23 protein-coding genes, 4 tRNA genes and 3 pseudogenes are annotated in these 26,734 nt (G+C 35.9%); 2 read left to right on the top strand and 28 right to left on the bottom strand.

All coding sequences use genetic code 11. The features are described 5' to 3' along the window. Positions 1-60 precede the first annotated feature (60 nt). Positions 61-1,659, top strand: a complete 1,599-nt coding sequence (locus RGF10_RS01175) for an acetolactate synthase large subunit (protein ID WP_318506535.1) — start codon at positions 61-63, stop codon at positions 1,657-1,659. A gap of 163 nt (positions 1,660-1,822) precedes the next feature. Here RGF10_RS01175 and RGF10_RS01170 read toward each other — a convergent pair whose 3' ends face one another. The 4 genes from RGF10_RS01170 to RGF10_RS01155 form a co-directional block, all read right to left on the bottom strand. Then, complete coding sequence (locus RGF10_RS01170; RefSeq protein ID WP_318506533.1) at positions 1,823-3,385, bottom strand: recombinase family protein; 1,563 nt, start codon at positions 3,383-3,385, stop codon at positions 1,823-1,825. Next, positions 3,366-3,533 carry a hypothetical protein gene (locus tag RGF10_RS01165; protein ID WP_318506531.1) on the bottom strand — a complete coding sequence of 56 codons (168 nt, stop codon included), beginning with the start codon at positions 3,531-3,533 and terminating at the stop codon, positions 3,366-3,368. Before RGF10_RS01165 ends, RGF10_RS01170 begins: the two co-directional genes overlap by 20 nt. Positions 3,534-3,545: 12 nt before the next feature. Then, positions 3,546-4,337 carry a recombinase family protein gene (locus tag RGF10_RS01160; RefSeq protein WP_318506529.1) on the bottom strand — a complete coding sequence of 264 codons (792 nt, stop codon included), beginning with the start codon at positions 4,335-4,337 and terminating at the stop codon, positions 3,546-3,548. Positions 4,338-4,602: 265 nt separating this feature from the next. Next, the gene (locus RGF10_RS01155) at positions 4,603-4,824 is read right to left on the bottom strand and encodes a hypothetical protein (protein WP_318506527.1); all 222 of its coding nucleotides are present in this window, start codon (positions 4,822-4,824) and stop codon (positions 4,603-4,605) included. 404 nt (positions 4,825-5,228) lie between these two features. Between RGF10_RS01155 and RGF10_RS01150 the strand changes: the two genes are divergently transcribed. Beyond that, a complete protein-coding gene (locus RGF10_RS01150; protein WP_318506525.1) occupies positions 5,229-6,077 on the top strand; it encodes a rolling circle replication-associated protein in 849 nt (282 codons plus the stop codon). A gap of 406 nt (positions 6,078-6,483) precedes the next feature. Here the strand turns inward: RGF10_RS01150 and RGF10_RS01145 are convergent, their stop codons facing one another. From RGF10_RS01145 to RGF10_RS01030, 24 genes and pseudogenes are all read right to left on the bottom strand, one after another. Then, positions 6,484-6,627, bottom strand: a complete 144-nt coding sequence (locus RGF10_RS01145) for a hypothetical protein (RefSeq protein WP_318506523.1) — start codon at positions 6,625-6,627, stop codon at positions 6,484-6,486. Next, positions 6,624-6,908 (bottom strand): hypothetical protein, encoded by a 285-nt coding sequence (locus tag RGF10_RS01140; protein WP_318506520.1) that lies wholly within the window; start codon positions 6,906-6,908, stop codon positions 6,624-6,626. Before RGF10_RS01140 ends, RGF10_RS01145 begins: the two co-directional genes overlap by 4 nt. After that, a complete protein-coding gene (locus RGF10_RS01135; RefSeq protein ID WP_318506518.1) occupies positions 6,905-7,894 on the bottom strand; it encodes an ankyrin repeat domain-containing protein in 990 nt (329 codons plus the stop codon). Before RGF10_RS01135 ends, RGF10_RS01140 begins: the two co-directional genes overlap by 4 nt. Before the next feature lie 162 nt (positions 7,895-8,056). Next, entirely contained in the window at positions 8,057-9,085 is a 1,029-nt protein-coding gene (locus RGF10_RS01130; protein ID WP_318506517.1) for a hypothetical protein, read from the bottom strand. A 25-nt stretch (positions 9,086-9,110) separates the two neighbouring features. After that, positions 9,111-9,824: a hypothetical protein gene (locus RGF10_RS01125; RefSeq protein WP_318506515.1), complete on the bottom strand. Its 714-nt coding sequence runs from the start codon at positions 9,822-9,824 to the stop codon at positions 9,111-9,113. Between the two features lie 12 nt (positions 9,825-9,836). Then, complete coding sequence (locus RGF10_RS01120; protein WP_318506513.1) at positions 9,837-10,388, bottom strand: hypothetical protein; 552 nt, start codon at positions 10,386-10,388, stop codon at positions 9,837-9,839. A gap of 218 nt (positions 10,389-10,606) precedes the next feature. After that, the gene (gene rlmH, locus RGF10_RS01115; RefSeq protein WP_318506511.1) at positions 10,607-11,086 is read right to left on the bottom strand and encodes a 23S rRNA (pseudouridine(1915)-N(3))-methyltransferase RlmH; all 480 of its coding nucleotides are present in this window, start codon (positions 11,084-11,086) and stop codon (positions 10,607-10,609) included. Positions 11,087-11,176: 90 nt separating this feature from the next. Continuing rightward, entirely contained in the window at positions 11,177-11,338 is a 162-nt protein-coding gene (locus tag RGF10_RS01110) for a CxxH/CxxC protein (RefSeq protein WP_318509284.1), read from the bottom strand. 227 nt (positions 11,339-11,565) lie between these two features. Continuing rightward, on the bottom strand, positions 11,566-12,789 hold the full coding sequence (locus RGF10_RS01105; RefSeq protein WP_318506509.1) for a S1C family serine protease: 1,224 nt from the start codon (positions 12,787-12,789) through the stop codon (positions 11,566-11,568). Between the two features lie 172 nt (positions 12,790-12,961). Next, positions 12,962-13,756, bottom strand: coding sequence for an MBL fold metallo-hydrolase (locus tag RGF10_RS01100; protein WP_318506507.1), 795 nt, complete (start codon positions 13,754-13,756; stop codon positions 12,962-12,964). A 5-nt stretch (positions 13,757-13,761) separates the two neighbouring features. Then, complete coding sequence (locus RGF10_RS01095) at positions 13,762-14,559, bottom strand: two-component system regulatory protein YycI (protein WP_318506505.1); 798 nt, start codon at positions 14,557-14,559, stop codon at positions 13,762-13,764. After that, a pseudogene (locus RGF10_RS01090) lies at positions 14,546-15,876 on the bottom strand (YycH family regulatory protein). The gene RGF10_RS01095 and the pseudogene RGF10_RS01090 overlap by 14 nt, the downstream one beginning before the upstream one ends. After that, positions 15,873-17,698: pseudogene (walK, locus tag RGF10_RS01085) on the bottom strand (cell wall metabolism sensor histidine kinase WalK). Before walK ends, RGF10_RS01090 begins: the two co-directional pseudogenes overlap by 4 nt. A 6-nt stretch (positions 17,699-17,704) precedes the next feature. Next, the gene (yycF, locus tag RGF10_RS01080) at positions 17,705-18,406 is read right to left on the bottom strand and encodes a response regulator YycF (protein WP_412176708.1); all 702 of its coding nucleotides are present in this window, start codon (positions 18,404-18,406) and stop codon (positions 17,705-17,707) included. Positions 18,407-18,655: 249 nt separating this feature from the next. Then, entirely contained in the window at positions 18,656-19,045 is a 390-nt protein-coding gene (locus tag RGF10_RS01075) for a M23 family metallopeptidase (RefSeq protein ID WP_318506501.1), read from the bottom strand. A gap of 97 nt (positions 19,046-19,142) precedes the next feature. Next, complete coding sequence (locus RGF10_RS01070; protein ID WP_318506500.1) at positions 19,143-20,135, bottom strand: LysM peptidoglycan-binding domain-containing protein; 993 nt, start codon at positions 20,133-20,135, stop codon at positions 19,143-19,145. Positions 20,136-20,496: 361 nt separating this feature from the next. Continuing rightward, positions 20,497-20,569, bottom strand: a tRNA-Phe gene (locus RGF10_RS01065). Positions 20,570-20,591: 22 nt separating this feature from the next. Then, positions 20,592-20,668: transfer RNA gene (locus tag RGF10_RS01060), tRNA-Asp, on the bottom strand. Positions 20,669-20,735: 67 nt separating this feature from the next. Beyond that, a tRNA-Glu gene (locus tag RGF10_RS01055) sits at positions 20,736-20,807 on the bottom strand. A gap of 15 nt (positions 20,808-20,822) precedes the next feature. Further along, positions 20,823-20,898, bottom strand: a tRNA-Lys gene (locus RGF10_RS01050). Positions 20,899-21,215: 317 nt separating this feature from the next. Further along, positions 21,216-22,502 carry an adenylosuccinate synthase gene (locus RGF10_RS01045; protein ID WP_318506499.1) on the bottom strand — a complete coding sequence of 429 codons (1,287 nt, stop codon included), beginning with the start codon at positions 22,500-22,502 and terminating at the stop codon, positions 21,216-21,218. Between the two features lie 270 nt (positions 22,503-22,772). After that, positions 22,773-24,137 carry a replicative DNA helicase gene (gene dnaB / locus RGF10_RS01040; RefSeq protein WP_318506498.1) on the bottom strand — a complete coding sequence of 455 codons (1,365 nt, stop codon included), beginning with the start codon at positions 24,135-24,137 and terminating at the stop codon, positions 22,773-22,775. Positions 24,138-24,280: 143 nt separating this feature from the next. Then, complete coding sequence (gene rplI / locus RGF10_RS01035) at positions 24,281-24,730, bottom strand: 50S ribosomal protein L9 (RefSeq protein WP_318506496.1); 450 nt, start codon at positions 24,728-24,730, stop codon at positions 24,281-24,283. Beyond that, positions 24,727-26,701 (bottom strand): annotated as a pseudogene (locus RGF10_RS01030) (DHH family phosphoesterase). Before RGF10_RS01030 ends, rplI begins: the two are co-directional and overlap by 4 nt. Between the last annotated feature and the right edge of the window lie 33 nt (positions 26,702-26,734).

Below are 26,734 nucleotides of genomic sequence, written 5' to 3'. Positions count from 1 at the left end.
GGTTTTTTTATTAATTTAAGGGGGAAACTAGAGAAAATACAATTTGTAAAGGGGCATACTATGAAAGCAACAGATTTACTTGTTCAGTGCTTAGAAAATGAGGGAGTTGAGTATGTTTTTGGTATCATGGGGAAGGAAACTCTTGACCTAGTTGATTCATTGTCAAAATCTAAACAAATTCAATTCATAAATGTACGTCATGAACAAGGTGCAGCATTTATGGCAGATGTTTATGGTAGATTAACAAAAAAGGTTGGAATTTGCCTAGCGACATTAGGGCCTGGGGCCACTAACCTTTTGACAGGAATAGCAAGCGCAAATTTGGATCATTCTCCGGTTATAGCTATTACAGGTCAAGCAGCTGTTGATAGACAGCATCAGGAATCTCATCAATATTTAGATATAGTTAAAATATTTGAACCTGCTACCAAGTGGAGCGTTCAAATTAAGGATTCCCAAACCATATCAAAAATCATTCGTAAGGCATTTAGAGTAGCACAAATGGAAAAGCCAGGTGCTGTTTTAATTGAATTACCAGAAAACCTTGCACCGCAAATGATTCCAACCCAACCATTACCAGTATTACCTATTCCAAAAAGTACTCCTATTTCACAAGCTATAGAGAATGCTCGAACATTAATAGGTCAAAGCCAAAGGCCACTTGTCATAGTGGGGAACGGGGCGATCAGGCAGGAAGCTATGTCTGTGCTCCTCACTTTTGTAGAGAACCTAAAAGCACCTGTTATCCATAGTTTTATGGCAAAAGGAGTTTTACCCAAAAACCATCCACTAAATTATTTTACATTTGGTTTTAAGAAGAAGGATGAAGTATTACCAATGATAGAGCAATCTGATTTATTAATTGTTATTGGATTTGATTTTGTTGAAAGTCCTCCTAAGGATTGGAATAAAAAAATGAACCCCATTTTACATATCAATCCACTGCCAGCCGAAATGGATGAACACTATCCCGTGAAGAGAGAATTAGTTGGTGATTTATATGAGACTCTTCAGACACTTAATGAACTGGGTATTCCATCTAAACCATGGGTTCCGATTGGGAATCTAAAGGAACGGATTAGGACTGCTTATCAAATTGATATAGATGTGAATGTAAATCTTTCACTTACGATCGAGAATATCTTAACCATTACTGAAAAACTTTCTACGGAAAAGACTATTGTGATTTCTGATGTAGGTGCTCACAAGTTCTCTATTGCCCGTACCTATCAACCAAAACAGGCTGGACGTCTTATCATCTCAAATGGATTAGCCTCAATGGGTATTGCTTTGCCTGGTTCTATTGGAGCCAAATTAGCATGCCAGGACGCTTCAGTTATCTGTATTACTGGGGATGGAGGAGCTTTAATGAATATTTCCGAGTTAGAGACAGCCAAACGAATTGGATTGTCATTTATTATCATTGTATTAAATAATTCAACCTTAAAATTAGAGGAACAAATGATGCAAGAGAAATTCGGTAATAGCTTTGGTACGGCTTTTGGAAACCCTGACTTTGTGCAGCTTGCTGAAAGCTTTGGAATAAAAGGAGTTAGACCAAAACAATTGAATGAGTTTGAACAAGTATTAAAAAATGCTTTAAATCAGACCAATGAAATTACACTGATAGATGTTCAAATGGAAATGGATATAAAATAAGTCAAGAGAGCAAGGCGGGTGTTCTACATCGTAAGCAAAAAACAACTAAAAAAGCATGGCGAATTCCTTTATGAATTGCCATGCTTTTTCAAAAGTTATGTAACCTGTTTTTTCACTTTTTGCACTTCAAAAGAGAACTGTTATTGGATTAACGTCTATCTATTTATGGTACGGTTCCCCCTGTTTTACTAAGTAGTAAAGCGTCATCATAATCAAACCAAAAGGTAATATGCTTGATTTCCTTTCGGTTCTGCTCGACTTCTATTTTTTTAATAATTGCTCTTACTAATAGTTTCTTTTCCTCATTTGTTGCGGTTTTATATAGACTATCAAAGTTTTCTAGAGCTTGGTAAACGACTTCTTTGGTAATAATCGTTTCGAATTGCAAATCCTCAAAATCCCTTTCTATGCCTTTCCTTTTCTCCTCTAAGTCAGCTAAATCCTTTTGGAGTGATTCGGCAAGCATACTATAAGTTTCCGCACTAAGCTTTTCGGAAAAGTAATCATTGGTTAGCTTCTCTAAATGGGCCTTTTTCTTATCAAGGCTTTTATTATTCAAAAGCATTGATTTTTTAATAGAGCTTTCTTCCAGTTTATTTTGCCGTTCAATCTTATTTAGTACCTCATCTACAATCGTCATATCGCTTAGTAGTTCCTTGATTTTTTGAAGCACCTTTTTTTCTATATTCTCTTTATTAATTAGGTTTGACCTACATGCCTTTAACCCTTTACTTGCGAATGCTTGGCACATATAGTATAAGTGATATCCACTACCATCCCTTTTCTTCGTCTTACTCATTACGGTTCCTGCCCCGCAAGCGGGGCAACGCAGGATTCCCGATAGAATAAAACTACCATGAAAATTACGATTCTTTGATACACTTTCCTTATTTGTATTATTAACGGCTTGGGCTTTAGCCCATAAATCGAGAGGAATTATTGCTTCATGCTTTCCCTCGACTAATAAATATTCCTTAGTAACCCCTTTTCTTCTCTTAGTATTCCAATCCCTCCTCTTGCCCCATCTACATTTCCCTATATAGACTTCGTTTTCTAATATCGTTTTAATCGTGCAAATGCTGAATAGCTTTCCCTTCTTTGACCTATATCCTTCTTCATTTATAGTTTTAGCAATAAATTTATATCCGTTTCCATCCGCTCTCAGCTCAAAAATTCTTTTGATTAGAAATGCTTCCTCTTTATTAATCACTAATTGCTTATTAATGTTATCGTATCCTAATACGATACCACCGTTCCAATAGCCTTGTTCTGCTCTTTTCTCCATGCCAGTCTTTACCCGATTAATTATCATTCCACGCTCATATTCAGCAAAAGTTCCAATGAGATTTATAAACATTTTCCCGTCAAGGGTAGAGCTATCTAAATTATTATCACTTATCAATAATCGGCAGTTATTCGGCAATAAGACCTCATCTTGTAGTTTAGAAATATCACTTAGCCTTCTCGAAATCCTATCAACCCTTTTTACTAGAATCGCTTGAAACTTCCCCTCATATAGGTGTTTAAATAACCTCTGAATTTCTGGTCGTTCATAGTTTTTACCTGAATATCCGTCATCACAATAAATATCGTAAACCTCAAAGTTTTTACTTTCAGCGTACTTTCTCAAGATATCCTCTTGAGCCTTTAAGGAAAAGCCTTCTTTAGCTTGCTCTTCAGTAGAAACCCTTGTATATATAGCCACTTTAAGCGGTAGTTGGCTCATATTCCTTGCCTTCCTTTCCTATTTCATTATTTACATAGTTCCTTATTAAACTAGCCAACAAGCTAATTAGTTCTTTCTTTTTCGTTTCTTTAACAGAAGGAATTAATAGATTTCGTTCATCGCTATTTTTATTTACCTCCGCACTCATGTAACTCTCTCCTTAGATGTTAATTTTTTTTAGAATTGGCTCATGTACCCCTTTAGCCTTTATTTCACCGTAACTATAAATACCTTCGTAAAAATCTTTACGGTCTAATATCCTTTTTACTTGGACTTTAGTAAACCGTTTATTTTGTTGGGTAAAATATCCCTCAGAATTTAATTGAGAAGCTAGTTGAGATAAAGACCATTTAGGGAAATTACTTTTTAGTTCAAATAACCGTTTAATCACAAGCGATTCCTCATGGTTTACCTCAAGGAACTTTTGCCCTTTTTTAGCCTTATAACCAAAGGCAGCTCTTCCACCTGCGTATTTTCCTTGCTTAGCTTTCATATTTCTTCCACGACCTAATTTCATAGCTATTTCCATACGCTGATACTCGTCTAGCAATTCCATTAAGCCATTTACTAAAAAGTCGTTTGGATCCTTTTTATTAATGCTATAATTCGGTTGCTCTATACTTTTCACATCTACTCCGTACTTTTTTAGCTCCCGATGAACAAGCACTTTAACGATATCTGACCGCCATAAGCGGTTAGTATTTAATACCACTACATAATCCACCTTAGTAGTGGAAATTTCCGTTAGCATATCCTGAAAACCTTCTCTTTCCACTTCCAAGGCTTCTTCATCAACTTTTGCACCGCTTATTCCAGCGTCAATAAAAATCTCTAGTAAATTCCATCCTTGTTTCTTGCAATACAATTTAATTTCATCTTTTTGATAAGAAAGGCTATAACCATCCTTTACTTGTCCTAGCGTAGAAACCCTTATATACCCTATCACGTTCACCTTTTTTCCCTCCCGTAACGGTAATTCTAATTTTCGTAACAGATTAAAAACGGTTGGTAAAATTTGTGATTTATTTTACAAGTTAATCATAATTCTTTTCTATCTGAGTTCAAACACCGTTTTGGATAGAAACTTTTAAAATAACTAATTAACAGTCTTTTAAAACTTTTAATTGAGAAAAGGCTATTAATTATAAGGGCTATAGCAAGAAAATTTCTTTTTTTAAAAGTTTAAAGTTTTAAATGTAATATTTTTTAAAACCAATTTAGATACACCATATATGTGGAATTTCAAATGATTCCGTTGTTAAGTACCCTTTCGCCCAATTCACTTGAGTTTCATCATATCCTGTAGGCAATAAATTAGGTCCATAGTAATCATTAGAGACAAAATGGAATTCCCTTGCAAAACACTTTAAATATTCATGAAAATAGATTCCGCCTATCCCTTTATTCCGTTTTCGAGTATTAAGTTTTCTAGTATTCATCTTGTAATCTGCTACTGCAAAAGTCATATTTAAAACTTTTCTATCCTCAAGGATTTCTATATCCTTAGAAAATACTAAAACCGTTAATCCATTTTCGGAAACCTAGTTATAGCAAAATTTGCTTGTTGCCCTTTTTCATTTGATAATTTTAATATCAATTTAGTTCCATCCTTCCAATTTTTTATTTATGTCATTAAAGCTCTACTTTTTCCTCTTCTCATTTGATACCCCCTTTATACTAATAAAAGGAAGAACCTATATTTTTCACTCTCAAAATTATTAACTTTTCATTCGACACTTTTCGACATCTAGTTTCAAAAAAGATTTATAAAAAATTTTTTCCATATAAAATGACAAGACCCCTTCTATGACATTTTAGATAAATGAAAAAGAGGGGGATGGGCATGGCGTCCAAATTTTATAATAAAAAAGCGATTATAACGGGAAGTCATATAGAGTTTTACAACCATGAAAAACCTATTTCATATGGACATACATGTAAGGTCAAAGGAGGTAGGAAATTAGGAAAATCGGGGATTACTCCCCGTTCAAAGGAATATCGAGATAGAAGGAATAAGGAAGCTAGGAACGATTTAATTCGATTAATTAACATCAATTTTTCTGGACAGAATTACGATCCAATAAAATTTATTACTTTAACCTTTCGAGATGGTTCAATACCAGATTTAACTGATACCAAACGAGCAAATAAAGAGTTAAAGAAGTATCTTCGTAAGCTTCGAAATCATTACAACAAATTAAAATACATTTCAGTAATTGAATTTCAAGACGAAAATAATAGAGGAGCTATTCATTTTCACTTAATTGCCAAGTTTCCTGTTGTTCCAGTTTCACGAGAGAAAGCTATAGAGTGGATTAATGAAGGGAAATTATCAAATGATTATAATATTAAAAATAACCATTACGAATGGTGGGGAAATGGTTCCGTCACTATAAAGGCTATTAAGGAGGCAAAAAAGTATAAGGAGACTAGCACTTCTATTAGTACATCCAACATAGGGCAATATGTTGCGGCGTATATGACAAAGAATTTAGATGACCAAAGGCTACAGGGAGTAAAGGCATATTCTCCGAGTCAAGGACTAAAAAAACCAGTAGTTCTATACGAAGAGGAAGCAGAAAAGGCTATAGAAGGTCTAGAAAAGGAAAATGTGGTATATGCCAACTCCTACATCGACAAATACCACAATACACAAGTAAATTATACGAAATTTCACTCACTAAAAGGATAAAAATAGAATTAAAGAACCTCTTCTTTTATATCATCATAAGAGGAGGTTTAGTATTTTATATAAATAAATATTTATTATTAGTTTTAAGGCCACCAGTGACCCCCTGAAGATAACTATTAACTAACTAGAATAATTGACTTTTAGAAATCCTTTTAAATATTACAGAGCCTTCTAAAATTTCTCAGATGCCATATTATTATTTCTCCTCGCTTTGCTCGGAGGACTCCGCTTCGCTTCGTCATTTTTAGGATTTTTTCGTTCTAATTAAACGGTATTAAATAAATTAAATAATAATTCGCTTCTGTTGATTAATAATGTATGCTCTTCCAGTATTTTTATCAATCCTTCTGGATTACTATTCAGAAAAAAACTGTATTAATCTTTACACATTATCTTTCGATTTGATTCATTTCTTACTTACATCAGGATAAATACGTTCCAGGCAATCATCCTTATCAAGTCCAGCTTCCCAACTAGTATCTTTATCCTCCAAATGTTCAACAGGAACTCCTTTTATCAACTTCTCCCGTTCTTCAGGTGTGAGCTTCATATTCTCGCCTCTTTATAATCCACTTTGGTAAATAGGAATCTTCTTTCAGCTAAATTATTTTGGCCGTATAGCCTAATGTCATCCTCTATTTCTAATAAAGCATTAAATTTTTTTCTTTTAGCAATTTTACTGGCAAATTCTAAGCCTTCTAAACGATCCAATGATATTGGGTCATCAGCTCCGATATTTATCACTAGTACCTTTTCACTTTTCTGGTAACAGTCCAATTTTACATATCTCTCCCAATATCTCCTTCCCAAAGGCTTATGATTTTCCTTCATTTTTTCACCGCCTCTTCTTTTGCTCCATACTCTAATAAATATTTTATAATAACATTAGCTCCATCTTCTTTTGCTATAGTTAACGGAGTAATGCCTTCATCATTCACAAAGTTAGGGTCTGCTCCTGCTTTTAACAATAATTTTACTACAGAATCTTTGCTTGAACGAACGGCCCATAATAAGGGAGGTTCTCCAGTATCTTTTCGTAAATTAGGGTCAGCACCCTTACTTAATAATTCCTTTACGAGTTCAACATCTCCATTGCCAGAAGCTCTAGCCAGTTTAGAAACTCCATATTCATCTAAATAATTAATATCATCAGGGTTTCCTGTAACATTTTCCTTATTATATCCGAATCCATAACCTTCCTTTTTGGATGTCGAGTTATTCTTCTCAATAATAGTGTTATTATTACTCTTGGAAATCTTATCATCAGCATAGATTGCAACAGTAGCGTTAAGATCATCTAAGGAAGTTGGGGGAAAGAAAGTTATAACAATATTTTCAGCCCTAAATTCACTTTCTGAGGGCTTTAATCCTTTTCTTACACTTAGTTCAGCGTCTACAAATTGCTTATCAAGCCATTTCGTTGCTTCAAATTTATCTTCCTCATTGAATAGCAAACCAATAAAACTAACTATTGTTCCTTTACCCATATAAAAATTTTCGTTTAAATTTGAAATATCAGATATAGCACCCGTGACATTATCTGGACTTTCTCCTCCAAGTTGGATAGAAAATCCTGGGGCAGCCAAATTAACGAAAAAACCCTTATCTGGTTTAAGCTTTTTTAACCCAAAGAATTCACAATCCTTAATAAAACTACTTATTTCCACACCTGACACACCTAAGCGAATATCTTTATTACTAGTTTCATCTTTAGGAATAGCTTTGGAATGAAGTGTTTGATCTTCAGAACTCAAACTAGTATTCTCACAACCTACTAATAATATCGTAAACACTAATATTAACCTTAATAATTTCATTGATACCCCCCAAACATCCATATAATTACAAGATTCTACAAATAATTCTATTTTACCTTTTTAAAAACTTCTCGTATTTTTTATAATCGGAGGGAACTCTGTATATTTATTAAAAAAAAAAAAGAAAAGCACCTACAAAGTATATGCTTTTCTCTTTTTATATTAGTTTTCCATATCTTCATCTTCTTCGACATCGAACATGTCTAAATACTCTTCTTCCTGTATATCATCATTTTCCTCAACAATTTCAATTTGTAGCCTTCCCAATTCTTCATCTACTTGATCCTTAATTTCATTACCTAAGCTTTGAAGGAACTCCAATTTCAATTGAGGAGACCATAATCCTCTATTTAAATTCTCTTGATAGCAAGAAATTAGTGTAGGAATTAAGACTAAATAAGTATACATAGATAGTATATTTACTAGATTCCTATCCTCAAATAACCATCTGCCTTGGTATTCTTCCTCCCATATTCTACAAGTCCCTGTTAAGGTAATTTCAATTAGTAATAGTTCGCCATTATACTGTAATTGAGGACGAACCGCCTTTAAATTTTCATTATTAAATAAAAAGGCAAGAGTACCCAAAATTGTTGAAATACGGTTGCCCATTCCTCTCATAGCATTAACGTTATCTCTTGTTTTTCCCGCAAAACTTTTTAATGCAGTTACATACATATTGTGTCTATTTGAAAGTGGTGTTTGACGTAAATCAATGTATCTCTTAAAAATCCAATATAATAAATCCTCAGTTATAGGAAGATTAGTAATACTTCGATCACCATATATATTTGCTGGTAAACAGTCATTTAGTATTGTTCTTGCTAAGCCTACCCCTTTAAATACAATACCTTTAACAGAATTATTGTATTCCAATAATATTACTGAAGCAGAGTATGGTTTTACTCTTTCATCCCTGGGTTTAAGATGTCCATCAAGATCATACCAATATTCTTCTTTCCTAGCTCTTTCAGTTATACAATTAAAATATATGTACCTAATTTCTCTACCATTAAATTCTATGGTTTCAGGGTTTAATAGATTAAACCCATCAATTTCCTGAATTGAAGAGGAAAGTGGATTATCATTCCAATCAACAATATTTTCAATAAAACGGTTATTATTCAATAGTGCTTGAGTTGTATCTAAATTGTGTAAATCCCTAAATTCCCACATCGAAAATGTATTCAATATTCACACCTCTATAAATTTTTTATTATCCTCTAGAAGAAATTACCTTATGTTTATTATCCTCTAACTCAAAACATAAGAATATTAATAAAAAACACAAGGCTTTAAAAAAAGCATTTGTCGTTGCTGGACGGATTTCTGTAATAATATTACCCTCTATTAGAGATACTGCACCGGATAAAACCACTGCATTTATATAAATATTCCCCTCTACTTCTTTATCACCAATTGCCTTCTCTAAAGATACGGAAATAAATTTTATATTGGATTTATCAATAGTACTGTCTGGAAAATTCCCCTCATTCTCTAATTTTATTGTAATCCAATGTGGAATCCAAATGAACAGATTCAATCCACCTAATTTTGTAAAAATATATTTAAATAATCTATTCCTATAATCGAACTTTACTTCAAAAAATACTTTTTTTAGCTTTTGAGTAGTACCAATTGGTAAGTAAGTTGTGTTTCTTCTATCATTATTTAAAGCTTTAATACTAAATGTCCCGAAATACCTGAATAGTTCCATTAATACATTTATCAATAAGGTAATTATTGCTTGATTAATAATTACTTCCGTTTTTTCTGTCGTAATATTTTCAAAAAACTTGGGATTTAATATGTCTTTGAAATAATTTAAAGGATGGAAATTTAAAAAATAAATAGCAAATAAAGCTAAAAGTGGACTACTAATAGTAACCCACTTTACAATTCTTTTTCGAAATTTGAATAATATATCCATTTCAATACTCCATTAATCATTTATATAATTTATTAATTCTTTTGCTTTTTCGATAATAGATATATCTCCAACAAGTAGTACCCCATTATTATATAGTTCAATTTCAAATAGTAATTGTGAATCTTGGTTTTTACACCTAACACTAATAGATTTTATATCAACGCTTTCATCAGATGAAAGCCATTCAAGCTCTTTAAATAAATTATCCATAATTAAACTTTTATCCAGGTAATTTATTGTTTTATTTAATTTTTGTTTATATTCGTTTATAAATTCCTGTTCTTCATGTGGAAGAGATTCGATAAATGAAATATCATTAATGTGATAATTATTTGATATTGATAGTTCCAAAAACTTAAGAAAATTAAAAGGAGTCACAATAAATTGTTTAACGTCCAAATCCTTTACCTTTTCTAAGACATATCTATAACCTCTTTTTCCATAATCATAAGGGATGGCTACAATATTATTTTCAAATATAAGAATTTCTTCACCAAAAATATCCTCTAACAATTTCATAGTTTTTTCCATTTCAAAAACTAAAAAAATCTTATATTGTAGCATAGCCATCCCTCCTTTTCAAAGTCATTATAATATATTCTTATTTTACACATAATATTTTTAAATGTCACTTAGCGAGGAATATATTGACATTTTTTTGTCATATTTTTTCATTCGTTTAGCCTAATTTTAAAATTCTCAATCAATTTGTCCTTATTATTGTCTTAACCTGAATAAATTATCTTAGCCTTTAATAACTAACTGAACTTTCCGCTTTACTATCACTTGTGGTACGGTTCACCCCGATTAATCCGAAACGCTCGATAAACTTGCTCGACTAAGATCAGTCTCATCATCTGATGGGGGAAGGTCATTTTCGAAAACGATAGTTTATCGTTCGCGCGTTTTAATACCTCACCACTTAAGCCTAGAGAACCACCGATGACGAATGCAATTTTACTCTTCCCGTAGGTTGCTAGTTTATCTAAATCATCAGCAAGCTCCTCTGATGATTTCATCTTACCGTTAATCGCTAAGGCGATCACATGAGTATCCTGACTAATTTTACTAAGGATTCGTTCGCCCTCTTTTTGCTTTACCTGCTCCATTTCAGCTGCACTTAGTTCTTCTGGAGCCTTTTCATCCGCTACCTCAATGATTTCAAGCTTCGCATCGCCAGACATTCGCTTTACGAATTCATCAATACCCTGTTTTAAATATTTTTCTTTCAATTTTCCAACCGTAATAATTAAGATATTCACACTTATCCCCGCTTTACAAACAGTTTACAAACAAGATATCCACAGGAGTTATCCACATACCCACATTTTCTATCCACATGTTGTATGGGATCAGCTGTTCGCCACAACATATGCAGCCAGGTTTCGACAATATTCACACCCTGTTGATATCTTTTCTGGATCGGTTATTTTCTCTAATTTTGGCGCTGTGACATAGTCATCAACGATCACATCTAGTGCCAATTCAACGTGCTCCTCGCAGCAATAGATCATATTTTTTAATCCCTCCATGTTTATCCACATCCTATTTATTCATTACTATTTCCTTGTTATCCACATCTTAAATATGTATTTTTTGTCCCTTCAATTATCCACAACAATTTAATTGTCCACCACTAGTGCTCAAAAATCAACAATGTTCCTTAACAAGGCCAAAATAAAAAAGCAGAAAGCTCAATAATACAAGAGCCTTCTGCTTTTCCCTTAACCATCAAAGTTTACTATGACTCACTGCCAAGCTTGAGCTTTGTTTCTTTAAGCTCTCCATTACGATAGAACTTAATCTTCATTTGTTCGCCAATCTTCTTTTTATTGTATAGATGTTTACGAAGGTCGATTACATCTTCAATTTTTTCTCCATCCATTTCAACAATGACATCAAGCTCTTTCAAGCCAGCTTGATCTGCTGGAGAATTAGGTACTACCTGACGAAGCGCTACTCCATAGGTAATATCCTTCGGTAGCTTTAACGCTTCTTCTTGATAGTATTTGGCAACCTCTGTTACAGATTGAAGCTCAACTCCCATATACGGGCGTTTCACTTCTCCATCCTGCTCTAAATCTTCAATAATAGGAGCCGCATAATTGATTGGAATCGCAAGGCCAATTCCTTCTACCGCGTTTTCAGCAATTTTCATTGAATTTATGCCAATCAGCTGTCCATCGATATTCACCAATGCACCACCACTGTTTCCTGGGTTAATCGCCGCATCAGTTTGTACGACTTCTGCCTGCCAATCCTCAATTCCATCCTGATTAATATCAATTGGAATTGTCCGTTCGAGTCCGGAAATAATTCCTTGGGTAACCGAGCCAGAGAAAGTGGCACCTAACGGATTTCCAATCGCAATCGCCGGTTCTCCAACTTGAAGATTATCCGAATCCCCAAACTCTGCTACTGTTTTTACATTTTTTGATTCAATTTCAAGCACTGCTAAGTCTGTCCAAATATCGGAACCACGAAGCTTTGCCGTAACCTTTGTCCCATCAGAGAGCGTTACCTCAAGCTCTTTTGCACCTTCAACGACATGGTGATTGGTAACGACAAATGCTTTATCGCCATCAATTTTATAAATGACACCAGAACCTGTCCCTGCTTCCTGACTAGCACCATCCGACCAAAATCCACTTTCCTGCAGATTTGAGATAGCCACAACTGCATCACCAGCTTTTTGGACAGCCGCCGTAATTTGTGACGTCACATCCACTGATACATTTTTTTCATCCCCAGATGTAGCTTGCTTATTTGTGTTTTCATTCCCTTGAGTGTTGTCCTGAGTTGTTCTTTCATAAGGAAGTACGCCAAGGTCCGTTAATTGAGGAAGTGAAATAATGACAAGCATCGCTCCAAGAATTCCACCAACAATACTAGCAATTATAACGCCACTTTTACTTCTCTTTTGCGGACTATATCGGCTTTCGTTATCTTGATCATAGTATCCCATTAATAGACACCCATCCTTTCTTACAAGAGATTGAAGAAGTCTAGATTTTCTACTCATCATTATACTAAATTGAATTAATATATCTATAAAACAGAGTCTTTATAAAGCAATCTTTTGGACTAATTGGCCACTTTGTAAAAAATTAGTAATATTTTGTTCCCATTCATCACCCTTATACCGAGGTTAGAGCTGTTGGTATTTTAGGATCGGTGTCATATATATGGAATTGTTCTCCGACAATGATCCCTCTTGATTCCAACGTTTGGGTAACAGACATTCTAGCTAAATCCTTCATATTATTATCTAAGCTTAAATGGGCTAAATAAAAGCCTTTTGTCTTATCACCAGCTACCTCACTCATGGCCAGGGCAGCATCTTCATTGGAAACATGCCCTACATCACTTAAGATTCGTCGTTTTATATTCCACGGGTAGCGTCCCATTCTGAGCATTTGCACATCATGGTTGCTCTCAAAAACATACGTATCTGCATTCGAGATGATTCCTTTAACTCGATCACTAACATAGCCTGTATCGGTTATTAAGACCAGTTTTTTATCTGTATGATGAAAAACATAAAACATTGGCTCCGCGGCATCATGAGAAACACCAAACGATTCAATTTGAAGTGCTCCAAAGCTTTTTACCGTTTCCATTCCGAAAACAAATTTTTGTTCGACGGGAATCTCTCCAACCAAGCCATCCATTGCCTTCCATGTTTTTTCATTCGCATAAACTGGCAATTTATACTTTCTGGCTAATACACCAATTCCTTTAATATGATCACTATGTTCATGCGTTACTAGTATCCCGGATAAATTCTCCATTTTTCGGTCAATTTGCGAAAATAAACCTTCCATTTGCTTGCCACTAAAGCCTGCATCTATTAAAAATGAATGTTCCTCCGTCTCCACATAGGTCGCATTTCCTGTACTTCCACTAGCAAGTACACTAAAATGCAAAGACATTAACCTCACTCCACAACATTTTTTTCTTTTGTTTCATCCATTTGGATGATTTGTCCTTCAAATGCATTTACATATAGGTCTTCTTTGTCATCCACTACAAATCGCCACGTTGGTGTTAACAATTGAGAAGCGGTTAACTGCACAAGTGTATGCAACCCGAGTTCAACCTTTGTAATTTTACTCTTTGGTTGTAGCAGGCCGTTATCATATAGCGTTTCAATTGCTTTTATTGGTGGTAATACGTCCTGGCTCTCCTGCAACGATTCAATCTCTTCCAAATAAGTCTGTGTATATGACATAATCTCATTCTCATCATTAAGATGAAGTATTAGCCTACCATTTATATTATTATAAATGGTTTTATTTTTGAATTGTTGATAGAAGGTCACACTCTTCTCCTGACTATCCTGACTAAAATATTGATATTGATCGCCATTCAAAACCTTCCCATTAACAAAGGCATTTAGCTCCGATATTTGGAAATCCTTCCCTAATTTAACAGAGTCTTCTAGCACTCCCTGTAAAACCGTTTCATCAATAATCGTGAAATGAACTCCCTTAATTTTGGACAATGCCTCATTTTTAAATAGTTTCGGCTTTGCACTTACATACGTTTCTTTCCCTTCAGCTTTTGGCAATGTTACGTATTCAATATCATCAGCTGCTAAATTCTCCTCAAATGAGGTCTCAGTAATAAATTCATACTTATTGGCATCTCGTAATTTGAAAAACTCATACAATAAATAAATATCCAAGGCAAGGAAGGTAATGATAAAGATGGTTTTGATTTTACTCCAATCCATGCGTTTTACCTCCTAGCTCCTCCGGTTCAATTTGAACCCATGAGTTTCCATAATGATAATACCAGGATGGCTCAAGCTCGATCAGCTGAGGTTCATCTGAATTCCGAATCATTTTATAGCCGATTACAATATCCTTTAGTAATTCAGGCTTAAAACCTCGTTTTTTCTTCAAAAATTCAAGGACCTCTGTACCCGAAGGTAGATCCATTTCCATTGTTTCAGTCGTTAATGGAATATCTAATGAAAAGGTTGGAGAGTTATATTTATAAATATCATTCTCCCCCAAACCTGGACAATTTGCGATAAGCCTTTATCATTAAAAATAGGAAAGCCAGAGCGATCATAAAGGCGAAATGTCACTTCCTGATTATCTTCATTCATAGATGAATACCGAAAAAGACCTGTCCATCCACCATGTTCATTGACGAAATCAATACTGTTTTTCAGTAAATTGCTCTCGCTATCCATTTGATCTCGCGCCTCAGCAGGATTAACATAGGAGAGCAGCAATGATTCATTATTCACAGTCAGCATGCTTGAATCATCGATGTACTCAACAATATTATCTTCATCATTTCTTTGTACATAGCTAGGGTCATTAAAGAGTGCATCCTTGAATTGTTCAGGATCTAATTGATCTAAAAAATATTGTGCATGGATCATTTTTGTTTTGTTTTCAGGTAAAAAAATCGTCCGGTTTTCAGTTACTTCATAAGCAAAATAAGGGTCTAACTGATTGGCAACCCGATAGAACTGGTGCTCAAACTTGTTTAATTCTTCGGCCTTGATATGGGCTGAGTACACCTTTTGCTCTTTTGCATTTCCGTAATATACAAAATAGATGTTGCCGACATCTTTTGTGTTATTATCGACATCAATGACGATCCGGTTGAACTCAAATTTTGGCACTTTATTATCTTCGATGTGAATCACATTTTTATAAAGTTCAATTGGTACAGCATCAGGGAAAATAATTTCGACATTTCCTTTGCTATGAACAAAATTTGGTAATAGATTGATATCTTCAGTAATATTTTCTAAATCAAAGAAATTCCAGCTTGTTACTTCCTTTAAAGCCTCATTAATTTCGTCGTTATTGGTTGTCCCAAAATGAGAGTCTTTAACATGATAAATAATCTTATCCGGTTGAATCAATTCATCTAATTCCCGCTGATCACTCAAAACAACCTCTTGGACCGTATTGGAATTTTCCATCGTCGCATAATTTGGCTGGTAAGTCCATAAATTCCATGTCAACACTGCACTTGTCACTACTAGTATTGTTAAAATTACCGATTTTATATTTTCATATGTCATGACCAGTCATCCTCATAAGAATGGTTGTAGGGAAGAGTAAAGGCAATCGTTGTTCCCTTTCCTTCCACGCTTGAGGCCCATATATCTCCACCATGTGCATTTACCACTTCCTTCGCAATCGCGAGTCCTAAACCAGTTCCACCAAGTTTTCTTGACCTTGCTTTATCCACACGATAAAACCGATCAAATATTTTTTCAAGGTCTGCTTTAGGAATTCCTACTCCTTGGTCGGAAATGCTGACCGTAATCTTATCCTCTGATTCCTCAATGGAAAATTTCACAACTCCACCCTCAGGGGAGTATTTTAAAGCATTTGAAATGATATTATCCAATACTTGAGTTAATTTATCTTCATCCATTTCGATAAAAATATCGTGATTTGGAAGTGTTCGTTGAAACTTTACATTTCGTTCCTTTGATAATTCAAAACGGTCAATGATTCGATTAAAGTACACGACAAAATCGATCCACTCTTTTTTAATTTGATAATCACGACTATCCATTTTTGACAATTGGAGGAGATCATTTACGAGTCGGATCATTCGTTCCGTTTCATTTCTTGTCACTTCGAGGAAATTAGGAGCAATTTCTTCATCCTGCCAAGCACCTTCGGCTAATGCCTCCAAATAGCTTCTCATCGTTGTTAATGGTGTCCTCAGCTCATGCGAAACATTCGCTACAAATTCCCGACGCTCCTTATCAATCTTTTCTTGCTCTGTAATATCGTGTAATACGGTAATTAAACCATTCACAAACCCTGTTTCTTTTTGAATTACCGAAAAGTTTGCTCTTAAAATATAATGATTCTTCTCTGTACTATAGTCGAGATTAACTGAATCTTGCTCTTCTAATAAATCTTCAAAGCTATACTGTTCCTCAAGACCTAACAACGGAACAATCGGCTGAGAGAGAACTGTTTCACGTGAAACATTCAACATCTTTACAGCCGGTTCATTAATAAGGATGACTCGTCCACGCCGGTCCGTTGCAATAACGCCGTCGGTCATATTTGATAGGACGGACGAAAGCTTCCTGCGTTCTCCTTCTGTTGTTGATTGAGCTTCTTGAATTTTTTTCGTTAAGTTGTTAAAGGTAATGGCCAGCTGCCCAATTTCATCATATCCATAAACCTTAACCTTACGTGTAAAATTCCCTCTTGCCATTGCCAGGGCATGCTTACGCATATCGGAAATCGGTTTTGCCACCGTTTGTGCCAGTAAGATACCGAGAATAGCTGTAATGGCTAAGGCAATCACTGTTCCAGAAATAAAAATATCATTGATTTCTTGCATTTGAGTAAACACGTTTTCTACTTTTGCTACTAGGTAAATAGAACCTTTAACCCCGCCGGTTGATTTAATTGGGAGGAGAGAACCCAAATTCGCTTACCCGATTGCGGATTGATTTGCACAGAACTCTGCTCTGATTCTAATACTAACGACCTTTTGACGATCAAATCATTTGTCCTTTGGCCTACTACTTCTTGATTGTTAAGCTTGGAGGTCCCAAGAATCTTTAAGCTGCCAGCTTCAATGACTCTCACTTCAATTACATCGGCAGAAGAAAAATCTAATAGAATACGCTTGATGTCTTCTTCAAGCTTTGGATCTTCTTTGCCACGTTCCTTAAGCATTTCTTCCTCAACATTATAGGCTAATAGATCAACACGCTCTTTTAATGATGTTTTAAAATTGGTCAATAGCGTTTCTTCAAGCTGTTTTACAAAATAAACTCCGATGACCTGCATTGCAACCATGATAAGCAAGACATAAATCATTACAAATTTTAAATGAATGGAGCGAAAAAAACCGACCTTTCTCATCTGCATCTAGTCCTGTTCAGGATTCCTTAAATAATACCCGACACCTCTTCTTGTAACGATCCAAGTAGGATTACTCGGGTTATCCTCTATTTTTTCACGTAGACGTCGAACGGTTACATCCACAGTACGAACGTCTCCAAAATAGTCATACCCCCACACGGTTTGGAGTAAGTGCTCTCTCGTCATGACCTGACCAATATGATTAGCAAGATAATGTAGCAACTCAAATTCACGGTGAGTTAATTCAATCATTTCGCCTCGCTTTGAAACGATATAAGCATCTGGATGAATAATGAGCGCGCCAACCGTAATTGTGTTTCCTTCTGATTCAGCCTGCTGATTGGCTTGTCCATGGCGTCGCAAATTGGCTTTCACCCTTGCAATCAATTCTCGGGTGCTAAATGGCTTTGTCACATAATCATCTGCTCCAAATTCGAGACCTAGTACTTTATCAATTTCCGAATCCTTTGCGGTTAACATAATAATGGGCATTTCATATTTTTTCCTCACTTCTCGACAAACTTCCATACCGTCTAATAACGGAAGCATAATATCTAGAAGAATTAAATCTGGAACGATTTCATTTACCATTTCAAGTGCTTGATTTCCATCATAAGCACAATACACTTCATAGCCTTCTTTTTTTAAATTAAATTGGAGAATATCTGCAATTGGTTTTTCGTCATCAACAACAAGTATTTTTTTCATATCCATATTTTGTTACTCCTTTTTATATAGTCAGACCATATCTCTTCTTTTATAAATGGATTAAAGTGGAAACACCTTTTCCTTACTATCGTTATCCTTTGTACATTTATCAATGCATCAATCTTCTATATAAATTTACCATGTTCCCCTGTATATATAAAGCAAGGGACTTAGATAAACAAAGTTCCTTAGACTAAAAGAAAAAAGCCCATAGACTAACGAAAGTCTAAGGACTTATTGGAAAAAAATTTAACGTAAATAAGAAATAGGATTTTGAAGCGCACCATTTTTGTATACTTCAAAGTGTAAATGAACACCCGTAGAGTCTCCAGTTGAACCCATTACTCCAATGCTTGACCCTTTTGCAACCGTTTGTCCTGTACGAACTCCGATTGATGCTAAGTGACCATAAACTGTACGAATTCCGTTTTGGTGATCAATGACAATTTTGTTTCCATACCCACCATCATAACCTGCTGAAACAACTACTCCATTATCAGCCGCCTTAATCGTACGATTACTTGGTCGAGCGATATCAATTCCTTTATGCATTTTTCCGTCGCGATAACCCATTTGACTAGAAATATAACCACCGACTGTCGGCCATGCTAATGAACCGTCACCACGGGATGGAATCACCTTTGTTCCTTTAACGAGTATCTCTTTTACAGGTTGGACTGTGATGTTAGAGCCTACCTCTTGTTTAAGAACGGTTTGTCCATTTTGCTCAGAAATTTTATAGGTTACTAGCCTTTCTCCATTTTGTCCCAGGCTGTTTTACTCTATTTTCTCCCTTAGGTAAACTAGCATCTTCTACTGTTTCAGTAGTGTATGGAAGGCCTTCTTTCAGAAGGGCCTCTTTTTCAACCGTCACTTCCAAAAATGGAACTTGGACTGTAATGTTTACTTCTTGGCCGATTTGAAGAACTGAATCTTCTGTTAAACCAGGATTGATTTCCACCATTTGCTGTAATGTTAATCCATGTCCATTTGCAATCGATCCTAAAACATCACCTTCTTGAACTTGGTATTTCTTTTGTTCAAGTGTTCCTGTTTGCAAGAATTTAATTGCATTCTCTAGGGACATTAACTTATCTGGTGTAACCTGTGCTTCGGTAAAGGATACTTCCTTTGAAAGCTTTAAATCAAGTATTCTAGTTTCATTTTCTTGTAGTGATGGTAATGCAATCGATGGATCTTTTTTTCTTGCTTCTATATCAGTTAATTGATCTTCGTTTACATATTGCAGCTTTAAATTTTTGATGACTGCTTCAGCTGTTTTTTGGCTATCAACGTATACAACATTTTCTCCACCAACATTAATGGCTGCTGCGTCTGCTTGAACAGTCAGCTTTTGTTTTAACTCATTTACAACCTGCTTATTATTTACATTAGCACTTGAACGGAAAACTTGTTCAGGTATGTATTTAAGCTGTGAGCCAGTTGATAATTCAATCCCATTGAAATTTTCTTTCATCTCTTCTAGCTTTTCGTTTGCTACTTTATCGACAACTTTTTTATCAGATACAGTACCAATATATTCATCATTGAAATAAACATAATATACTGTAGTTGTTTCTGATCCACTACTTGCCATAGGTGTATTGTAAATGCCAAAGGATAAGGCAGTTACAGCAACAGCTGTAAAAACAACCTTCTTCACCTGTGGAATGATTCTTGCTGTTGTATTGCCCGTAAGGTTGGACAAGCTCTTTTTCCAATTGTTCATTAAAACATCCTCCTATTAAACGGTAACAAACAGTCTCTCAATCTTATATTTTGACAAAGCTAATGAATTCTATTACAATTTTCGACTTTTTTACTTTACCATAAATAGTAGTTTAAATGGATAGTTGAGGAGAGAATGTAACATAAATGTATAATAACTGTCATTTTATGTCGATTATTGGAATTTGATTGGAAGGGTTTTCATTTTGGATGTAATTTGATGTATAGTAAGTTCTTGATATTATCAGGTTTTTTGGGGTCTAAGAAAGGTTATGTATGAACGTAACTTTAACACTGCAAATAAAGTAAAATTACAGATATATTACAAAAGAGCATACATCGTATGCTCTTTTGTAATAAGATGGCTCAGGACGGAATCGAACCGCCGACACAAGGATTTTCAGTCCTTTGCTCTACCGACTGAGCTACTGAGCCGTATTCTTTTTTATGTAAAATATGGCGGTCCGGACGGGACTCGAACCCGCGACCTCCTGCGTGACAGGCAGGCATTCTAACCAACTGAACTACCGGACCATATATAAAATAGTCGATCAACTTTAAACCGTCCTTGCCAGTTCTCCACTGACCGACTATGTGCCGATGACCCCTACGGGATTCGAACCCGTGTTACCGCCGTGAAAGGGCGGTGTCTTAACCGCTTGACCAAGGGGCCAATCAATAAATTAAATGGTGAGCCATGAAGGACTCGAACCTTCGACCCTCTGATTAAAAGTCAGATGCTCTACCAACTGAGCTAATGGCTCGTCCTAAAAATACATTTCTGTGACGACGTTTTTTATAATATCATAGGTTTTAAATAATAAGCAATAGTTTTTTTAAAAAAAGATTTAATAAAAGAAGGAATGACGTACAATGCAAGTGATCCATCTGTACGTCATTCTAATAATAGTCGCTTTTTGATCTGTCTAGCTGCGCCTCCTAGCCCCTCGAGGTCATAAGCCAATCCCAGTAAGAAGGAAATACACCTTCTTTCTGAGCTCGTCTTATGCTTGTCGGGGCTGGACAGTCGGCTCCGCTTTTCGTTCTGTCCAGCTCCAGCGCCTAGTGGCGCTTCGCTATTCTATCGCCAAGGGCTAAATACTACGTTTGTTTGGTTACGGTCTGGGCCTACAGAGAAGATAGATAATGGAATCTGTGTAAGCTGAGAAACACGCTCTAAATAATGTCTTGCATTAGCTGGAAGCTCATCAAGAGATTTGCATCCAGTAATATCTTCTGTCCAGCCTGGAAGCTCTTCGTAAACTGGTTCACAATCTGCAAGGATGTTTAAGTTAGCTGGATATTCTGTAATCGTTTCGCCTTTATAATTGTACGCAACACAAATCTTTACTGTTTCAAGACCCGTTAATACGTCAATTGAGTTTAAAGAAAGATCCGTAATTCCGCTTACACGACGAGCGTGACGAACCACTACACTATCAAACCAGCCAACACGACGTGGTCTACCAGTTGTTGTTCCATATTCACGGCCTACTTCACGGATTTGATGACCAATTTCATTATTTAATTCAGTTGGGAATGGACCATCACCAACACGTGTTGTGTAAGCTTTACAAACACCGACAACGTGATTGATTTTTGTAGGACCTACACCAGATCCAATTGTTACGCCACCAGCCACTGGGTTAGAAGAGGTAACAAATGGATAAGTACCTTGGTCGATATCAAGCATAACGCCTTGTGCACCTTCAAAAAGAACACGACGGCCTTCGTCTAATGCATCGTTAAGGACAACAGAAGTGTCACATACATATTTCTTCACTTGTTGACCATACTCATAATACTCATCTAAAATATCTTCAATCTTAAAGCCTTCTGTTTCATAAATACGTTCGAACAATCGATTTTTTTCTTCAAGATTACGTGTTAATTTTTCTTCAAATACTTCACGGTCAAGCAGATCCGCCATACGAATACCAATACGAGCCGCTTTGTCCATATAAGCAGGGCCAATTCCCTTTTTTGTTGTTCCAATTTTGTTAGCGCCTTTTCGATCTTCTTCAACCTCATCTAATTTTAGATGATAAGGAAGGATGACATGAGCACGATTACTAATTCGAAGATTATCAGTTGCGATTCCACGTTCGTGTAGATAAGCAAGTTCTGTTACAAGTGCTTTTGGATCTACTACCATTCCGTTACCAATTACGCTTGTTTTTTCTTTATAGAAAATACCAGATGGAATTAAATGCAATTTATACGTCACATCATTGAATTTAATCGTGTGACCTGCGTTATTTCCTCCTTGGTATCGAGCAATTACCTCAGCATTTTCTGATAAGAAATCAGTAATTTTCCCTTTCCCTTCGTCGCCCCATTGTGACCCAACAACTACAACAGATGTCATCTAAAGAACCTCCTAGGTTATATGTATTTACTTAATATATACATTCACGATTGAAACATACTAATTTTATCAATTATTGTCGGTAAAAGTCAATAAAACACGAACATTTTTATAAAACTTTTATAGTACGTTCGGAAATCCAAAATCGTAATGATAAAAAAAGAATAATAGAAATATAATATTATTTTGATAAAAAAATATTATACAGATGTATATTTCCAATAAAAAAAGGTCAACCTGTTAATAGGCTCACCTTTTGGGATATGTTATTTAGGCGCCTGGAGGCATTGCTGAATCTCCATAACGCGTCTCTAAGTTTACGAATTTATTATACTCTTTAACAAAAGCAAGCTGAACGGTTCCGACAGGACCATTACGTTGTTTTGCGATAATAATTTCGATAATATTTTTGTTTTCGGATTCCTTATCATAATAATCGTCACGATAAAGGAAGGCAACAATGTCAGCATCCTGCTCAATACTTCCTGATTCACGGATATCAGACATCATTGGACGCTTATCCTGGCGTTGTTCAACACCACGGGATAGCTGTGATAGGGCAATTACCGGAACTTGCAATTCACGAGCTAGTTGCTTTAACGAGCGGGAAATTTCCGATACCTCTTGCTGACGATTTTCACCAGATCGTCCATCACCTTGAATGAGCTGTAAATAATCTATTAAAATCATCCCTAAGCCCTGTTCTTGCTTCAAACGACGACATTTAGACCGAATTTCTCCGATTCTAACACCAGGGGTATCATCAATGAAGATACCTGCATTCGACAAGCTACCCATTGCCATCGTTAATTTACCCCAGTCCTCATCAGTTAGAGCACCAGTTCTTAGGTTTTGTGCATTAATGTTTCCTTCAGCACAAAGCATACGCATAACAAGCTGTTCAGCACCCATTTCAAGACTGAATATCGCTACATTTTCACCTGTTTTGGTAGCGACATTTTGGGCAATATTTAAAGCAAAGGCTGTTTTACCAACAGAAGGACGTGCTCCAACGATAATCAGATCGTTCCGTTGGAAGCCCGCTGTCATTCGATCAAGCTCCGAAAATCCAGTTGCAATCCCCGTAATATCGCCTTTGCGATTATTTAGTAGTTCAATATTATCATAGGTACGCACTAATACATCCTTGATATTATGAAACGCACCTGCATTTTTTCTTTGAGCCACTTCAAGAATACTTTTTTCAGCTTCACCTAAAAGGGCAGTTACTTCATCTTCACGAGTGTATCCATCTTGGGCAATATCGGTTGCAGTACGGATTAATCTACGTAAGATAGATTTTTCCTCAACGATTTTTGCGTAATATTCAATATTAGCTGCAGTAGGAACAGATCCAGCTAGCTCACTTAAGTAACGTACTCCACCAGTATCCTCAAGAATTTTTGCCGCTGCAAGCTCTTCCGTTACGGTTATTAAATCTACCGCTTTTCCTTGATCATTCAGCTTTAGCATAACACCATAGATTTTCTGATGCGAAGAACGATAAAAATCTTCAGGGATTAGAATCTCAGAAGCCATTATTAAGGCTGCAGGTTCAAGAAATATTGCCCCTAATACTGCCTGCTCCGCTTCAATATTTTGGGGAGGAAGACGATCTATGAATACATCATTCATCTATAAAAACCTCCTTATTTGCGAGGAATGACTCCGAATAATCCGATGCTTTGAATGAAAAAAGTGATCAGCTTAAACCTGATCACCATTTTGTTCAACTCTTATATTTTATCAATATTTTTTCCGAAAGTGAACTGCCAAATTTAGTTTCCTTCTTTAACATGAACATTTAATGTCGAAGTCACTTCTGTATGCAGCTTTACTGGCACCTTTGTATATCCTAGCGAGCGAATCGCATCCGCCAATTCAATTTTACGTTTATCAATTTTAATTTTATACCTTTTTAATAATTCCTCAGCAATCTGTTTGCTTGTAATGGAACCGAAAAGACGGCCACCTTCACCAGATTTTGCTGAAAGTTCTACCGTAATTTTTTCTAGTTCAGCACCTAGCTTCTTTGCTTCTTCAAGCTCCACAGCAGCAAGCTTTTGTTCTTTTTTCTTTTGATTTTCTAATGTGCTTACATTTGTGTTTGATGCTTCAACAGCTAACCCTTGCTTTAGTAAGAAGTTTTGAGCATATCCATCTGCTACATTTTTTACTTCCCCTTTTTTTCCTTTTCCTTTAACATCCTTTAAAAAAATGACTTTCATTCTTTTTTCCCTCCCTCTAAGTATTCATTGATGGCATGTTGGAGTAGCTGTTCAGCTTCTGCTACCGTTATATCTACTAATTGTGTAGCAGCATTGGTCAGATGACCACCACCATTTAATAGCTCCATAATAACTTGAACATTTATATCTCCTAAGGAACGGGCGCTAATCCCAACGGCATTTTCTGCTCGTTTTGATATAACAAATGAGGCGATTACACCGTTCATAGTGAGCAGAGTATCTGCTGCCTGAGCGATTACAACCTGGTCATATAAGCTATCCTCGCTACCTTTGGCGATTGCAATCCCATCCTGATAAAAGTAAACCGATTCAATTAACTTTGATCGTTTGATAAAGGTTTGCACATCTTCTTTTAAGAATTTCTGTACTAATATCGTATCAGCTCCTTGAGCCCTTAAATAAGAAGCTGCTTCAAATGTTCTGAAGCCGGTCCGCAATGTAAAACTTTTTGTATCGACGATAATTCCCGCAAGCAGAGCAGTGGCTTCTAGCATATCAATTTTACCACGCATCGGCTGATACTCAAGCAATTCGGTCACTAATTCAGCTGTTGAAGATGCATAAGGCTCCATATAAACAAGTAAAGGGTTTTCGATAAATTCTTCACCACGACGATGATGGTCTATGACGACTACATTATCGATTTTAGCTAATAGCTTTTCTTCGATGACAAGGGATGGTTTATGTGTATCCACAATGACGAGTAAGGTACGATCTGTCGCAATTTCTAAAGCCAAATCCGGACTGATCATCCTTGAGTACATCGTTTCCTTTTGCCTTATTTCCTGCATCAGCCTGCTCACACTGGCTTCAACTTGGTTACTGTCCAAAACAATAAAGCCTTCGCGTTCATTCATTTCTGCTACCTTCAAAATCCCAATTGAGGCCCCAATTGCATCCATATCCGGATTTTTATGTCCCATAATAATAACTTTATCACTGGCTGTAACTAATTCCTTTAAGGCATGAGAAATAACGCGAGCGCGGACTCTGGTCCGTTTTTCAACCGGATTGGTTTTTCCACCAAAAAACTTAACCTTCCCATTAACCTTCTTAATGGCGGCCTGATCGCCACCACGCCCTAACGCTAAATCGAGGCTCGATTGTGCCAAGGTTCCTAGCTCCAGGTAGGGAGGAAACACCAGTGCCTACACCAATACTTAATGTTAGTGGCACATTTTGCTTCGAGGTTTGTTCCCGGACCTCATCCAGGACACTAAACTTCCCCTTCTCTAAAAACTGTAAAATATGCTCATTAAACACAGCAATAAAGCGTTCTGATGATACCCGTTTGAGAAAAACACCATTTTCTCTAGCCCAATTATTTAATAATGAAGTCACTAAATTATTAATGCTGCTACGATGCTGATCATCCATTCCTTGAGTAAGTTCATCGTAATTATCTAAAAAGATGATTCCAATTACTGTTCGCTCATCATGATAAAGCTTCTCAATTTCAGTTTGCTCTGTAACATCAAAAAAGTATAATAGTCGTTCTTCACGCTTATGAATGACACGGAGCTTTCGATCATGTAACGAAATGACCTCTTTATCAACTTCTTGTTTGATTAAGGGAATCAAAATGTCTGCTACATCGTAAAGAGATCGACCGACTAATTTATCCTCTTGTAAAAATGATGATAGAAAGGGATTGGTCCATTCGATTTGATAATCGTCATTAAATAGCATAATCCCAATTGGCATCTCCATTAATGCTTCCTCACCGACTTTTTTTACTCGATAAGAAAGAGTGGAGATGTATTCCTCAGCTTCTTTCCGCTGTTGTCTAGAAAATGAAAAGACAAAATAATAGGGGATTGCTGTAAGAATGATGGCTAACAACCCAAACAACCAATTATAATACGCTAACAGACTAAGAAGCACAATGGTTAAGCCCATTAACCCAAAAAACCAATATCGCATGGACTTTTTCTCCAAAAAAGAAGGCATATTTTCAGCTCCCAGACTGTATTGATGTAATCT

The organism is Bacillus sp. T3, from assembly GCF_033449965.1.
GTDB lineage: Bacteria > Bacillota > Bacilli > Bacillales > Cytobacillaceae > Bacillus_BU.
This window is presented reverse-complemented; position numbering and strand designations above follow the sequence as displayed.

What these genes read in the sequence shown, in the direction of transcription:
- RGF10_RS01175 (WP_318506535.1), top strand. Translation starts at nt 61, where the DNA reads ATGAAAGCAACAGATTTACTTGTTCAGTGCTTAGAAAATGAGGGAGTT.
- RGF10_RS01170 (WP_318506533.1), bottom strand. Translation starts at nt 3,385, where the DNA reads ATGAGCCAACTACCGCTTAAAGTGGCTATATATACAAGGGTTTCTACT.
- RGF10_RS01165 (WP_318506531.1), bottom strand. Translation starts at nt 3,533, where the DNA reads ATGAGTGCGGAGGTAAATAAAAATAGCGATGAACGAAATCTATTAATT.
- RGF10_RS01155 (WP_318506527.1), bottom strand. Translation starts at nt 4,824, where the DNA reads ATGAATACTAGAAAACTTAATACTCGAAAACGGAATAAAGGGATAGGC.
- RGF10_RS01150 (WP_318506525.1), top strand. Translation starts at nt 5,229, where the DNA reads ATGGCGTCCAAATTTTATAATAAAAAAGCGATTATAACGGGAAGTCAT.
- RGF10_RS01145 (WP_318506523.1), bottom strand. Translation starts at nt 6,627, where the DNA reads ATGAAGCTCACACCTGAAGAACGGGAGAAGTTGATAAAAGGAGTTCCT.
- RGF10_RS01140 (WP_318506520.1), bottom strand. Translation starts at nt 6,908, where the DNA reads ATGAAGGAAAATCATAAGCCTTTGGGAAGGAGATATTGGGAGAGATAT.
- RGF10_RS01135 (WP_318506518.1), bottom strand. Translation starts at nt 7,894, where the DNA reads ATGAAATTATTAAGGTTAATATTAGTGTTTACGATATTATTAGTAGGT.
- RGF10_RS01125 (WP_318506515.1), bottom strand. Translation starts at nt 9,824, where the DNA reads ATGGATATATTATTCAAATTTCGAAAAAGAATTGTAAAGTGGGTTACT.
- RGF10_RS01120 (WP_318506513.1), bottom strand. Translation starts at nt 10,388, where the DNA reads ATGCTACAATATAAGATTTTTTTAGTTTTTGAAATGGAAAAAACTATG.
- RGF10_RS01110 (WP_318509284.1), bottom strand. Translation starts at nt 11,338, where the DNA reads ATGATCTATTGCTGCGAGGAGCACGTTGAATTGGCACTAGATGTGATC.
- RGF10_RS01105 (WP_318506509.1), bottom strand. Translation starts at nt 12,789, where the DNA reads ATGGGATACTATGATCAAGATAACGAAAGCCGATATAGTCCGCAAAAG.
- RGF10_RS01100 (WP_318506507.1), bottom strand. Translation starts at nt 13,756, where the DNA reads ATGTCTTTGCATTTTAGTGTACTTGCTAGTGGAAGTACAGGAAATGCG.
- RGF10_RS01095 (WP_318506505.1), bottom strand. Translation starts at nt 14,559, where the DNA reads ATGGATTGGAGTAAAATCAAAACCATCTTTATCATTACCTTCCTTGCC.
- yycF (WP_412176708.1), bottom strand. Translation starts at nt 18,406, where the DNA reads ATGAAAAAAATACTTGTTGTTGATGACGAAAAACCAATTGCAGATATT.
- RGF10_RS01070 (WP_318506500.1), bottom strand. Translation starts at nt 20,135, where the DNA reads ATGAACAATTGGAAAAAGAGCTTGTCCAACCTTACGGGCAATACAACA.
- RGF10_RS01045 (WP_318506499.1), bottom strand. Translation starts at nt 22,502, where the DNA reads ATGACATCTGTTGTAGTTGTTGGGTCACAATGGGGCGACGAAGGGAAA.
- dnaB (WP_318506498.1), bottom strand. Translation starts at nt 24,137, where the DNA reads ATGAATGATGTATTCATAGATCGTCTTCCTCCCCAAAATATTGAAGCG.
- rplI (WP_318506496.1), bottom strand. Translation starts at nt 24,730, where the DNA reads ATGAAAGTCATTTTTTTAAAGGATGTTAAAGGAAAAGGAAAAAAAGGG.